This window comes from Sphingopyxis sp. (assembly GCF_050916055.1).
Classification (GTDB): Bacteria; Pseudomonadota; Alphaproteobacteria; order Sphingomonadales; family Sphingomonadaceae; genus Sphingopyxis.
On the sequence record NZ_CP051527.1, the window covers coordinates 2,975,055 to 2,987,358 of the forward strand.

The 12,304-nt window shown below is 66.9% G+C and carries 15 protein-coding genes; 4 read left to right on the top strand and 11 right to left on the bottom strand.

The window, feature by feature from the left end; all coding sequences use genetic code 11:
- Positions 1 to 2: 2 nt before the first annotated feature.
- From HEQ22_RS14455 to HEQ22_RS14465, 3 genes are read right to left on the bottom strand one after another with little or no spacing between them, the layout of a single operon-like run.
- Positions 3 to 302, bottom strand: a complete 300-nt coding sequence (locus HEQ22_RS14455; RefSeq protein ID WP_432770888.1) for a YggT family protein — start codon at positions 300 to 302, stop codon at positions 3 to 5.
- Positions 303 to 347: 45 nt separating this feature from the next.
- A complete protein-coding gene (argB, locus tag HEQ22_RS14460; protein ID WP_432768545.1) occupies positions 348 to 1,244 on the bottom strand; it encodes an acetylglutamate kinase in 897 nt (298 codons plus the stop codon).
- The gene (locus HEQ22_RS14465; RefSeq protein WP_432768546.1) at positions 1,241 to 1,918 is read right to left on the bottom strand and encodes a queuosine precursor transporter; all 678 of its coding nucleotides are present in this window, start codon (positions 1,916 to 1,918) and stop codon (positions 1,241 to 1,243) included. Before HEQ22_RS14465 ends, argB begins: the two co-directional genes overlap by 4 nt.
- A 126-nt stretch (positions 1,919 to 2,044) precedes the next feature.
- Here HEQ22_RS14465 and HEQ22_RS14470 point away from each other — a divergent pair, with 126 nt between their 5' ends.
- The gene (locus tag HEQ22_RS14470; RefSeq protein WP_432768547.1) at positions 2,045 to 3,286 is read left to right on the top strand and encodes a NupC/NupG family nucleoside CNT transporter; all 1,242 of its coding nucleotides are present in this window, start codon (positions 2,045 to 2,047) and stop codon (positions 3,284 to 3,286) included.
- 111 nt (positions 3,287 to 3,397) lie between these two features.
- Entirely contained in the window at positions 3,398 to 4,018 is a 621-nt protein-coding gene (locus HEQ22_RS14475; protein ID WP_432768548.1) for a beta/gamma crystallin-related protein, read from the top strand.
- Positions 4,019 to 4,025: 7 nt separating this feature from the next.
- Here HEQ22_RS14475 and HEQ22_RS14480 read toward each other — a convergent pair whose 3' ends face one another.
- The 8 genes from HEQ22_RS14480 to gluQRS form a co-directional block, all read right to left on the bottom strand.
- The gene (locus HEQ22_RS14480) at positions 4,026 to 5,168 is read right to left on the bottom strand and encodes an epoxide hydrolase family protein (RefSeq protein WP_432768549.1); all 1,143 of its coding nucleotides are present in this window, start codon (positions 5,166 to 5,168) and stop codon (positions 4,026 to 4,028) included.
- A gap of 26 nt (positions 5,169 to 5,194) precedes the next feature.
- Positions 5,195 to 5,683 (bottom strand): hypothetical protein, encoded by a 489-nt coding sequence (locus HEQ22_RS14485; protein WP_432768550.1) that lies wholly within the window; start codon positions 5,681 to 5,683, stop codon positions 5,195 to 5,197.
- 100 nt (positions 5,684 to 5,783) lie between these two features.
- A complete protein-coding gene (locus HEQ22_RS14490) occupies positions 5,784 to 6,650 on the bottom strand; it encodes a 3-hydroxyacyl-CoA dehydrogenase NAD-binding domain-containing protein (protein WP_432768551.1) in 867 nt (288 codons plus the stop codon).
- 57 nt (positions 6,651 to 6,707) lie between these two features.
- Positions 6,708 to 7,694 (bottom strand): L-histidine N(alpha)-methyltransferase, encoded by a 987-nt coding sequence (gene egtD, locus HEQ22_RS14495; protein WP_432768552.1) that lies wholly within the window; start codon positions 7,692 to 7,694, stop codon positions 6,708 to 6,710.
- 2 nt (positions 7,695 to 7,696) lie between these two features.
- Positions 7,697 to 8,971, bottom strand: a complete 1,275-nt coding sequence (gene egtB, locus HEQ22_RS14500) for an ergothioneine biosynthesis protein EgtB (RefSeq protein WP_432768553.1) — start codon at positions 8,969 to 8,971, stop codon at positions 7,697 to 7,699.
- 292 nt (positions 8,972 to 9,263) lie between these two features.
- Positions 9,264 to 9,845 carry a cob(I)yrinic acid a,c-diamide adenosyltransferase gene (locus tag HEQ22_RS14505; RefSeq protein WP_432768554.1) on the bottom strand — a complete coding sequence of 194 codons (582 nt, stop codon included), beginning with the start codon at positions 9,843 to 9,845 and terminating at the stop codon, positions 9,264 to 9,266.
- 25 nt (positions 9,846 to 9,870) lie between these two features.
- Entirely contained in the window at positions 9,871 to 10,095 is a 225-nt protein-coding gene (locus HEQ22_RS14510) for an HIG1 domain-containing protein (RefSeq protein WP_432768555.1), read from the bottom strand.
- Between the two features lie 9 nt (positions 10,096 to 10,104).
- Positions 10,105 to 10,968, bottom strand: a complete 864-nt coding sequence (gene gluQRS / locus HEQ22_RS14515) for a tRNA glutamyl-Q(34) synthetase GluQRS (RefSeq protein WP_432768556.1) — start codon at positions 10,966 to 10,968, stop codon at positions 10,105 to 10,107.
- A gap of 170 nt (positions 10,969 to 11,138) precedes the next feature.
- Between gluQRS and HEQ22_RS14520 the strand changes: the two genes are divergently transcribed.
- Together HEQ22_RS14520 and HEQ22_RS14525 are read left to right on the top strand one after the other, a co-directional pair.
- Positions 11,139 to 11,705: an HNH endonuclease gene (locus HEQ22_RS14520; protein WP_432768557.1), complete on the top strand. Its 567-nt coding sequence runs from the start codon at positions 11,139 to 11,141 to the stop codon at positions 11,703 to 11,705.
- A gap of 140 nt (positions 11,706 to 11,845) precedes the next feature.
- On the top strand, positions 11,846 to 12,283 hold the full coding sequence (locus HEQ22_RS14525) for a YbaY family lipoprotein (RefSeq protein ID WP_432768558.1): 438 nt from the start codon (positions 11,846 to 11,848) through the stop codon (positions 12,281 to 12,283).
- Positions 12,284 to 12,304: the final 21 nt, after the last annotated feature.

Here is a 12,304-nt window from a genome sequence, read left to right on the forward strand (position 1 = left end):
GATCACGCCATCCCGGCGCTGACGCCGAGGCGGTAGAGATAACCGAGCACCGGGCCGCGGATGATGATGAGCAGGATCAGCACGACCATCGGGGTCAGGTCGATGCCGCCGAAATCGGGCATGATGCGGCGGAACGGCCGGTAGAGCGGTTCGGTGATCCGGTCGAGCACATGCCAGAGCTGGCCGACGAAATCATTGTGGGTGTTGATGACGTTGAACGCGATCAGCCACGACATCACCGCCTGCACGATGATGATCCACCACAGGATGTTGAGCAGGATCGCCAGAATGTCGAGGAACATGAAATACAAGGAAGGTCTCCGGCGGAAAGGTCGGTGCGCGTCTACTTAGCGGTGAATCAGCGTGCCCGCACCCCTTGCGGTGAAAATTTCGAGCAGCATCGCGTGCGGCACCCGCCCGTCGAGGATGACCGCCGCCTCGACCCCGGCATCGACCGCGGCGAGGCAGGTATCGACCTTCGGGATCATGCCGCCAGTGATCGTCGCGTCGGCTTTCAGCTCGTCGATACCGGCGCGGTCGAGGTCGGTGAGCAATGTCCCCGCCTTGTCGAGCACCCCGGCGACGTCGGTGAGCAGAAAAAACCGCTTGGCGCCGAGCGCCCCGGCGAGCGCGCCGGCCATCGTGTCGGCGTTGATGTTGTAGGTCGCGCCGTCGGCGCCGAGCGCCACCGGCGCGACGATGGGGATGAAATTATCCTTGGTCAGGTTGACGAGGATGGTCGGATCGACCGCAACCGGTTCGCCGACGAACCCCAGGTCGATGTGGCGTTCGATCCCCGAATTGGGGTCGGGTTCGCTGCGGCCGACCTTTTCGGCCAGCACCAGATTGGCGTCCTTGCCCGAAATGCCGACCGCGCGGCCGCCAAGCGCCGCGATCCAGCCGACGATTTCCTTGTTGATCTTGCCCGCCAGCACCATCTCGGCGACTTCGGCGGTCGCCGCGTCGGTGACGCGCAGCCCGCCAACGAACGAGGATTCAATGCCGAGTTTTTTCAGCATCGCGCCGATCTGCGGCCCGCCGCCGTGGACGACGACCGGATTGATCCCCACCGCCTTGAGCAGCACGACGTCTTCGGCGAAGTCGCGCTGCGCCTCGGCATCGCCCATCGCGTGGCCGCCATATTTGATCACGAAGGTCTCGCCGGCGTAGCGCTGAAGATAGGGCAGCGCCTCGACGAGCGTTTCGGCTTTCGCCAGCATGGCAGGATCGGGGGCGTGGCTCATGCGGCGGCCTTGCTATCCAGATTGCGGCCGAGTGCGACGAGGCCGGTGATGACGAACGGAATGACCAGAAGCGACAGCGCCACCTTGGCCAGCATCTGGCCGCCCATCAGATTGGCAATCGGGAAGACCCCCGAAAAAGCGATGGTGACGAACAGTAAGGTATCGACGATCTGGCTGAGCGCGCTGGCGATCGCGCCGCGGATCGCGAGCCAGGTCGTGCCGGTGCCCGCCCCCGGCCTGCCGCGCAGCTTGCTGAAAATCGTGACGTTCAGGAATTGCGAGGTGCCATAAGCGACGATGCCCGCCGCCATCAGACGCGGACTTTGCCCCAGGATCGTTTCGAACGCCGCCAGCCGTTCGGGCTGCATTTCGGGCGACGCCGGGATGGCGAGCACGAGTGCGGTGAGCAGGATCGACATCACCAACGGCACAAAGCCCCACAGCACCAGCTTGTTCGCGGTCGATTGGCCGTGCAGCTCGGCGACGCTGCTCGACAGGGCGACGAGCAGGAGGAACGGGAAAATCCCCGCCTCGACCGCTAGCCAGTCGCCGAGCGCGACCTGCTTGTTGCCCAGCACCCCGGCGAGCACCACCATGCCGCCATAGATGATGGTGAAAAGGAACAGCGAGGGCGAGAGCGTGCGCGGCAGCGCCGTCGAAGAGGTGTCGGTCATGCCGCGCGATAGTCGCTTTTTCCCACGCTGGAAAGATGGCGCGGCGCGGCTCGCCGCGGACGGGCTTGCCCCGCCGCCAAAGCCCGCTAGACAGGCGCATTGGCTTGCGGGGGACGCATTTACACTATGGAACGCCTGATCGGTCTGCTCGGCATCGTCGCATTGCTCGCGATCGCCCTGTTGTTTTCGTCGAACCGGCGCTGGATCCGGCTGCGTGTGGTGGTTCCCGCCTTCCTGCTGCAGGCCGGCTTTGCGCTGCTGGTGATTGGCACCCCGTGGGGTCGGAATATCATCCAGGCGATGTCGAACGGCGTGTCGAACCTGCTCGGCTATGCCAAGGCGGGGACCGATTTCATCTTCGGGCCGCTGGCGGCTGCCGAACTCGGCGGCAACAGCTTTGCGATCGCCGCGCTGCCGGTGATCATCTTCTTCGCCTCGCTCATCTCGATCCTCTATTATCTCGGCATCATGCAGCTGGTGATCAAATGGGTCGGCGGCGCGATCCAGAAGGTTACCGGCATCACCAAGGTCGAAAGCCTGGGCGCCGCCGCGAACATCTTCGTCGGCCAGAGCGAAAGCCCGCTGGTCATCCGCCCCTATCTGGCCGGGCTGACCCCGCCGCAGCTGTTCACGATCATGACCGTCGGCATGGCCGGGGTCGCGGGAACGATCCTCGGCGCCTATGCCAGCATGATCGGCGAACAATTGCTGCCTTACCTGCTCGCCGCGAGCTTCATGTCGGCGCCCGGCGGCATCTTGATGGCCAAGATCATGATGCCCGACGATCCCAAGGATCTGGGCGTCGAACCCGTCGTCATGCCCGAGGCGAGCCATGACGAGGAAAAACCCGCCAACATCATCATGGCCGCGGCGCAAGGCGCGCAGACCGGGGTCAAGCTGGCGGTCGCGGTCGGCGCGATGGTGCTCGCCTTCGTCGCGCTCGTCGCGCTTGCCAACGGATTGCTCGGCGGGATCGGCGGCTGGCTGGGGTACCCCGACCTGTCGTTCCAGGCGATCATCGGCACCCTGTTCCGCCCGGTGATGTGGCTGATGGGGGTGCCGTGGGCCGAAAGCGACGTGGTCGGCAGCCTATTCGGGACGAAGGTCGTGCTCAACGAATTCGTCGCCTTCATCGACCTTGGCAGGGTTCAGGGCGATCTGTCGGCGACGTCGGTCGCGATCGGCACCTTTGCCCTGTGCGGCTTTGCGAACTTCAGCTCGATCGCGATCCAGATGGCGGTCACCGGCGGTCTGGCCCCCAACCAGCGGCCCATGATCGCGAAGCTGGGGCTGAAGGCGCTGCTCGCGGGCAGCCTGTCGAACCTGATGTCGGCAGCGCTCGCCGGATTGATGCTGGGGCTTTTGTAGACGGTCTCCGCATGGGCGCATCGCGAAGGGTGCGGCGCGATTGCCAAACGGACTGCAAAAGCGTAACTTCGCGCGCAAATCAGCAATAGACTTCGATGAGAGGATATTGGCGTGGTTGCAGCGTTTTCCTGGAGAATCATCGTCGGGCTGGTCGCGGTCGCGGGCAGCGCGTCGCTGACGACGTCGGCCGCGCAGACCCCCGACGAGCGGCTGGCGCGGCCGGCCGAGGCGACGATCTATCGCGACGCCGCCTATCGCGGTCCCGCGGTCTTCGTTGGCGAGGCAAAACCCGATCTGGGCCTCGCGTGGCCGGTCAATTCGATCCGCGTCGCGCGCGGGCGCTGGGAATTGTGCGAGCGGACGCGCTATCGCGGCCAGTGCCGCACGGTCGATCGCGACACCCCGATGCTGGGCAGCGTGCTGCGCGGGATGGCGGTCCAGTCGATCCGCCCGGTTGGCGGCGGTGGCGGCGGCGGTGGATGGAACCCGAACCCGCCAGCGAACGGCCAGAGCACGCGCGGCAATTTTGCCGAATTCCACACCCAGCCGGCGACGAACGGCTATCGCATCCTTGCCTGCACCGGCGCCTCGGCGACCGCGGCGTGCGCCGCCCGCACCGCCGACACCTGGTGCCGTTCGATCGGCTGGAACGGGTCGGCGCGCGAGCATATGGAGACGCTGGGCCGCCGCGACTATCTGGCCGACGTGCTCTGCGTCCGATCGGGCTATTGACCGGCGGTCAGAGCGTCATGGCGCCGAACGCGGCGCGGACTTCGGACACGAAGATGGTCGGCTGCTCCCACGCCGCGAAATGGCCGCCGCGCTCGAGCGCGTTCCAATAGACGATATTCTTGTAGCGCGCCGCCGCCCAGCGCCGCGACAGCCGCATGATTTCGAGCGGAAACAGGCTGCACCCGGTCGGCACCTGAATCTCGCCGAAGCCGAAGGTCGCGAAGCTGTGCCAATAGAGCCGCGCCGACGAGGCGGCGCTGGCGGTGAGCCAGTAGAGGCTGACGGTGTCGAGCATCGCGTCCTTCGACAGGGCATTTTCGGGATGGCCGCCGATCGACTGGCCGCCGGGAGCGTGGCCGCAGTCGGTCCAGCCGTGGCATTTTTCGACGATCCAGCACATCTGCCCGACCGGCGAATCGGTGAGCGCATAGCCGATCGTCTGCGGCCGCGTCGCCTGCTCGGTCGAATAGCCATTGTCCTTGCTGCGATACCAGGCGAAGCGCGCGAGATAGGCTTTTTCGTCGTCGGTGAGGTCGGTCATCGTCGCCGGGTCGGGCTGACCGACGATCATGTTGACGTGGATGCCGGCGCAATGTTCGGCGTGGTTGCCCCCGATCGCCGAGGTCACCGCGCTGCCCCAGTCGCCGCCCTGCGCGAAATAGCGGTCGTAACCGAGCGAGCGCATCAGCGCGTCCCAGCCCGCGGCGATCTGTTCGACGCCCCATTTTGCCGCGGTCGGTTTGCCCGAAAAACCATAACCGGGCAGCGACGGGATCACGAGATGATAGTCGGCCGACAAGGGTTCGATGACGTCGAGGAATTCGAGCACCGACCCCGGCCAGCCATGCGTCAGCACCAGCGGCCGCGCGGCGGGATTGTCCGAGCGGATATGGAGGAAATGGATGTCGAGCCCATCGACCTCGGCAAGATAGTTGGGCCACGCGTTGAGCCGCGCCTCGACGGTGCGCCAATCATATTCGTCGCGCCAATAGGCGGCGAGCTCCTGCGCATAGGCCAGCGGCACCCCCTGGTCCCAATCGTCGACGGTTTCCTTCTCCGGCCAGCGCGTGGTCGCGAGCCGCGCCTTGAGGTCGTCGAGCGCCGCCTGCGGCACGTCGATGCGAAACGGACGAACGTTCTGGACGCGCATGATTGTTCCCCCACCCAATGCCGCGTTTACGGGCGCGCGGGCGCCTTGCAGCCGCGTTCCTGGCCGATGCCCTTGAGATAGCCGCGGCGCACCGTACCGGCATAGACCGCCGCCGCATAGCGGCGCCGTTCGGCATTGGCGCCGGTCACTTCGCCGATCAGGCTTTTGAACGGGATGAGCGAGCCGGCGAGCGAGCCGGCGACGCGCCCCGCGGTTTCCTCGCGCTTTTTGGCCAGGCTTTCATCGACCTGTTCGTTGACGTCGGGTCCGAGCACGTCGTTGAGTTCGGTCACTTCGCGGATGATCGCGGCGCAGCGGCCGAGGCCGGCGAGCGAATAGGGGGCGTCCTGAATCGCCAGCAGCTTTTCGGGGACTTCCTTGCCGTCGAACGGCTCGGTCACCGAATCGGCGGTTTCCTTGATCGTCGAATCCTTTTGCGCGCCCTGTTGCGCCAGCGCGGGCATGGCCCAGATCAGCGCGGCGGCCGACAAGCCGATAACGATATTGCGATGCATGGCCCTGTTCTCCTGTTGCAAACCCCGCCCCTTCAATGCGCGAGCGGCGCTTCGGCTCCCGCGCCGCCACGATTCGCGCCGCGCGTCGCCGGCCGGCGCCTCACCGCGTCGGAACGGGCGCTTCGCCGGTCCAGTCGTAAAAGCCGCGCCCGGCCTTTTTGCCGACCCACCCCGCCTCGACATATTGGACGAGCAGCGGCGCGGGGCGGAATTTGGGGTCGCCAGTGCCGCTATGCAGCACGCGGATGATTTCGAGGCAGGTATCGAGCCCGATGAAGTCGGCGAGCGTGATCGGCCCCATCGGATGGTTGAGACCGAGCCGACAACCCGCGTCGATGTCCTGCATCGTCGCGACGCCTTCGCCCAGCGCGAACACCGCTTCGTTGACCAGCGGCATCAGGACGCGGTTGACGATGAAGCCCGGTGCGTCGTTGGCGTGGACGATTTCCTTGCCGAGGCCGCGGCCAAAGGCTTCGACGGCTTGCAGCGTCGCGTCGCTGGTCGCGAGGCCGCGGATCAGCTCGATCAGCCCCATCACCGGCACCGGATTGAAGAAATGCACCCCGATGAAGCGCGCCGGGTCGGGCGCCGCCTGCGCCAGCCGGGTGATCGGGATCGAGCTGGTGTTGCTGGCGAGAATCGCCTGGTCCGACAGGTGCGGGCCGACGCTGGCGAAAATCGCGCGCTTGATCTCTTCGCGCTCGGTCGCGGCCTCGATCACCAGGTCGGCGGGCGCGAAGGCGCTATGGTCGGCGACGGCGGTGATGCGGCCGAGCAGCGCATCGGCGTCCGCCTGCGTCAGTTTTTCCTTGGCGACGAGGCGGCCGAGCGCTTTGGCGATGCCCGCCTTGCCGGCTTCGGCGCGCGCGAGGTCGAGGTCGGCGAGCCGCACGTCGTGCCCCGCCCCGGCCGACACCTGCGCGATGCCCGCGCCCATTTGTCCTGCCCCGATGACGCCGACGATCATGTGCTGCCCTTTCGCTGAAAAACCGTGAGGCTGGCCCTACGGCTTCGCGACGACCCGTCAAGGGGCGGAGCGGAACTCGGTCGCGGCGGCCAGGATCAGCGCGAAGGCGGGGTCGGCATCGTCCCACGTCGCGACGGGGGTCCAGCCGCCGGCGCGGAGCAGCAGGCTGGCGTCGCGCGGGCCGTATTTGTGGCTGTTTTCGCTGTGGATCGTCTCACCCTTCGCCATATGATAGGCGCGGCCGTCGATCGTGAAATCCATGTCGCACGCGGCGACGAGGTGCATTTCGATCCGCGCATGGACATCGTTCCACACCGCGCGATGGGTGAAGTTGTCGACCGGGATCGTGCCGCCGAGTTCGCGGTTGATGCGGTCGAGCAGGTTGAGGTTGAACGCCGCAGTGACCCCGGCGGGGTCGTCATAGGCGCGTTCGAGCAGCGCGATATCCTTGACCCGGTCGATGCCGATCAGGAGCAACGAGCCCTCGCCCAGCGTCTCGCGCCAGTTGCGCAGCAGGTCGATCGCGGTGCGCGCGACCATGTTGCCGATCGTCGAGCCGGGGAAGAAGCCGAGCTTGGGCAGCGGGCAGGTCTCGCGCGGCAGCGCCACGCGCTGGGTGAAATCGGCCTCGACCGGATAGACCGGCAGGCCGGGGAAGCGCGCGGCGAGCGCGGCGGCGCTATCGCGCAGGAAATCGCCCGAAATATCGACCGGGACATAGGCGGCGGGGGCGATGGCGCCGAGCAGCAGCGGGGTCTTGGTCGAGCTGCCCGACCCGAGTTCGACCACGGCGCGGCCCGGACCGACCGCGGCGGCAATGGCGGCGGCATGGCGGGTGAGCAGGTCGGTCTCGCTGCGCGTCGGATAATATTCGGGGAGCGCGGTGATATCTTCGAACAGCGCCGAGCCGGTCGCGTCGTAGAACCAGCGCGCCGGAATAGCCTTTTGCGCCTGCGCCAGCCCGGCGTGGACGTCGGCGCGGAAGGCGATATCGACGCCGCTGTCGTCGGCATCGACCTGCCGCAGGTTTCGTACCACCGCCATGTTCAAAGATCCTTTGCGAGCCGCACGCCGGTGAATTGCCAGCGCTGATGGGGATAGAAAAAGTTGCGATAGGAAGGCCGCACATGACCGCGCGGGGTCGCGCAGCTGCCGCCGCGCAGCACCAGCTGGCTGTTCATGAACTTGCCATTATATTCGCCGACCGCACCGGGCGCGGCGCGAAAGCCGGGGTAGGGGCGATAGGCGCTGCCGGTCCATTCCCACACGCTGCCGAACATCTGTTGCAGTCCGGTGTCATCGACCGCCGCGGCAGGCTGCACCGGCCCAGCGCTGTCGAGTTGCTGCCCCGATGCCGGATCGAGCGCCGCGGCAGCAGCCTCCCACTCGAACTCGGTCGGCAGGCGCGCCCCGGCCCAGCTGGCGAAGGCGTCGGCTTCGAAAAAGCTGATGTGGGTGACCGGCGCATGCGCGTCGATCGCCTGCCAGCCCGACAGGGTGAACTGACGGTCGCCGTCCCAATAGGCAGGCGCCTCGATAGCTTCGCCTTGCACCCACGCCCAGCCGTCGCTGAGCCACAGCGACGGGGTGCGATAGCCGCCATCGGCGATAAATTGCTGCCATTCGCCGTTGCTGACCGGGCGGCTGGCGAGAGCATGCGGAGCGAGTAGCGTATCGTGGCGCGGGCCTTCGCAGTCGAAGGCAAAGCCGTCGCCGCCATGGCCAACCGCGGCGATGCCCGCAGCTCCCGCGATCCATGTCATGGCGGAAAACTGCGTAACTTCACTCGCGATTGCGGTTTTTTCCCACACCGCCGGGCCGAGCGGGTTCTGCGCGAAGAGATGCTTGAGGTCGGTGAGCAGCAATTCCTGGTGCTGCTGTTCGTGGTGGATGCCGAGCTCGATGAGCGCCAGCGCCGCGGGCGGCAGGTCGGGCAGCGCGGCCTCGACCGCGGCATCGACGTGCGCGCGCCATTCGCGCACCTCGGCGAGCGACGGCCGCGTCAGCAGGCCGCGCTGCGGCCGGGCGTGGCGCGGCCCTTCCGCCTCATAATAGCTGTTGAACAGATAGGCGTAGCGATCGTCGAACGCGCGGTAATCCGGCACATGATCGCGCAGGATGAAGGTTTCGAGAAACCAGGTCGTGTGCGCCAGATGCCATTTCGCGGGCGACGCATCGGGCATCGACTGCGCGCTGGCGTCGGCATCGGACAGCGTCGCGACGAGGTCGAGCGACAGGCGGCGCGTCGTCCCAAGGCGGGCGGCGAGCGGCGCCAGCGGCGCGGCGTGGGTTGCGGGCGGAGCGTCGGTTCGGCTGGCCATGGTGAGACAATCCCCCGAGGTGCGATTCGGTTTCGCAGGACGTTCGAATATGGTTACGCGGGGGCATGATGTCCAGAACATTTAGGGAACAGTCTCGATCCTCCCCGGAACGGGGAGCGGGACCAGCGAAGCTGGTGGAGGGGTACAGGCAGGTTGGCATGCCCATGCGCCGTACCTCAACACGAAACGTCGCTGGAAACGCTGCCTTTTGGCCAAGCGCGGCGTACACCGACTGTGCCCCTCCACCACCCTGCTCGTGGTCCCCCTCCCCCTGCGGGGGATGATCCTCTGATCATCGCGTCGCGCCAGGCTTCCACAGCACATCGCCGCCCGCCGCGGCGTTGAGGTGGCGGGTGAGCACGAACAGATGGTCCGACAGGCGGTTGAGATAGGTCAGCGCGAGCGGGTTGAGGTCGCGATCCGCACCGGCCGCGACCGCCGCCCGTTCGGCGCGGCGGGTCACTGCGCGCGCGAGGTGCAGCCGCGCCGCGGCGTCGGTGCCGCCGGGCAGGATGAAGCTTTTGAGCGCGTCGAGACCATCGTTCATGCGGTCTATCTCGTCCTCGAGCCGCGCGATCTGGGCGGGGACGATGCGCAGCGCCATGTCGTGCGGGCCGAACCCCGCTTCGGGGTCGGCGGGGGTGGCGAGATCGGCGCCGAGATCGAACATCTCGTTCTGGATCCGCACCAGCATCGCGGCGGCATCGCCATCGGCGGGCAGCGCCGCGGCCGCGATGCCGATGGCACTGTTCGCTTCGTCGACATCGCCGATCGCCGCCATCAGCGGCGCCGATTTGGCGATCCGCGAGCCGTCGACAAGGCCCGTGGTGCCGTCGTCGCCGGTGCGGGTGTAGATTTTGTTGAGCTTGACCATTTTTTCTGCCTCGCGGCGGCGCGACTTATTTACCGGCCGCGAAGACACCGATCAGAACGAGCAGGATGACGGTGATCGCCTGCCACTTCACGCGCGCCATCATCATCTTGTTCTGCATCACCTGATTTTCCTCGACCGTGCCGTCGATCGCGGCGCGGTGCCCCTGCGAAAAATGGAACAGCCCCCGCGCGAGCGAGAAGAGGACGAAGCCGGCGGCGATCACGACGCCGAGAATGAGCAGGATATCCATACCCCCTATTTAGGCGCTTTGCAGCGAATATCCAGTGGGAAGCCGATGCTGCCCGAGGGCGGCGGCCAGCGCGGGCCCGTCGACGCCGGCGGCGCGCAGCGACGCGAGCGATGCCGCGGCGTCGCGCTTCGCCAGCCGCTTGCCGTCGGGGCCGCAGACGAGGCCGTGGTGGCGGTAGAGCGGGGTCGGCAGGCCGAGCAGCGCCTGGAGCAGCCGGTGGACGTCGGTCGCGGCGATCAGGTCGGCACCGCGCACGACATGGCTCACCCCCATCGCGGCATCGTCGAGCGTGCTGGCGAGATGATAGCTCGCCGGGGCATCCTTGCGCGCGAGGACGATGTCGCCGTGCGCGCGCGGGTCGGCGACGCGCGCGCCCGGCCCCGCTTCCTCCCAGACGAGGTCGCCGGCGATGGCGGCGGCGCGCGCCGTGTCGAGGCGCCAGCAATGCGGCTCGTCCGCGATGCGCCGTTCACGCTCGGCATCGGACAGGTGGCGGCAGGTGCCGGGATAGACCGAAGAGCCCGACGCAGAGGGCGGGCCGTGCGGCGCCGACAGGCTGGCGGCGATATCGGCGCGGGTGCAGAAGCAGGGATAGACGAGGCGGCGGTCGCGCAGGTCGCCCAGCGCTGCGGCATAATCGCCGAGCCGAGCCGACTGGCGCAGCGGTTCGCCGTCCCAGTCGAGCCCGAGCCAGGCCAGATCGGCGAGCGCCGCCGCGACATATTCTTCGCGCGACCGGCTGCCGTCGATATCGTCGATGCGGAGGTGGAATGCGCCCCCGGCAGCGCGCGCCGCGGCGTGGGCGAGCACCGCGCTATAGGCGTGGCCGAGGTGCAGTTCGCCGGTCGGGCTGGGGGCGAAACGGGTCAGCATCGGCGGCCGCCGGTATCCAGATGCTGTGGCGTCATTTCGCGAATCATTCCATATCTTGCGGCACATGCCCCCTTGACGCCAGATTCTGATGCGTCATGTAATGATGGTGTCACGCAGGGACGGCAGTGGCGCGCCATCCCTTGCAGCATAGGGGGCAGCGTTACCAAGCCATGTTCCATCCCGATCTTGCCCGGCATCCCGACAATTGTCCGGCCCTCGTCCTCAACGCCGATTACACGCCGCTCAGCTATTATCCGCTCAGCCTGTGGCCGTGGCAGACCGCGGTCAAGGCGGTATTCCTCGACCGCGTGACGATCGTCGAGAATTACGAGCGCGAGATTCATTCGCCGACGCGCACGATGCCGATCCCCAGCGTGATTGCGCTGCGCCAATATGTGAAACCGTCGCAGCATCCGGCGTTCACCCGCTTCAACCTGTTCCTGCGCGACCGCTTCGAATGCCAATATTGCGGGTCGGGCAAGGATTTGACCTTTGATCATGTCATGCCGCGGCGGCTGGGCGGACGGACGACGTGGGAAAATGTCACCACCGCGTGCGCGCCGTGCAACCTGAAAAAGGGCGGGCGGACGCCGCAACAGGCGCGGATGCCGATCCACCGCCAGCCGTGGCGCCCGACGAGCTGGCAATTGCAGGACAATGGCCGCGCCTTCCCGCCGGGATATCTGCACACGAGCTGGATCGACTGGCTGTACTGGGATGTCGAACTGGAGGGTTAGGCAGCCACGCCTGTTTGGGCTATGCTTTTGCTTCCCGTGTCCCTGCGGAGGCAGGGACCCATCTCCCGCCGGTTCCATTTTGCAGCGGCCGGTGATGGACCCCTGCCTGCGCAAGGATGCAGCTTAGCAAGGAGAAGGTCATGTTTCGTTTCGCTGTCGCACTCGCCATCGGCCTGTCGGCGCTGCCGCTCGCGTCCTGCGCCATGACCGGCGAGGAAACGGGCGAGGCCGCGGTCCAGACGATCACCGTCACCGGCAGCATCGGCTATCGCGAGCGTATCGCGCTGCCGCCGGGCGCTGAGATCGAGGTGCGGCTCGACGATGTGAGCCTGGCCGATGCGCCGGCGCGCACATTGGCGCGGCAGGATTTCAAGGCCGACGGCAAGCAGGTGCCGCTGCCCTTCACGCTGACCGTCGATCGCGCCGAACTCGACCCGCGCCACAGCTATGCCGTGTCGGCGCGGATCAGCGGCGAGGACGGGAAGCTGATGTTCATCACCGACACGCGCAACAGCGTTGCGTTCGGCGCGGGTTCGGCGATCGACATGGGCGTGCTCAATCTGGTCAAGACGAACTGATCTTGCGCCGCGCATAGCTAT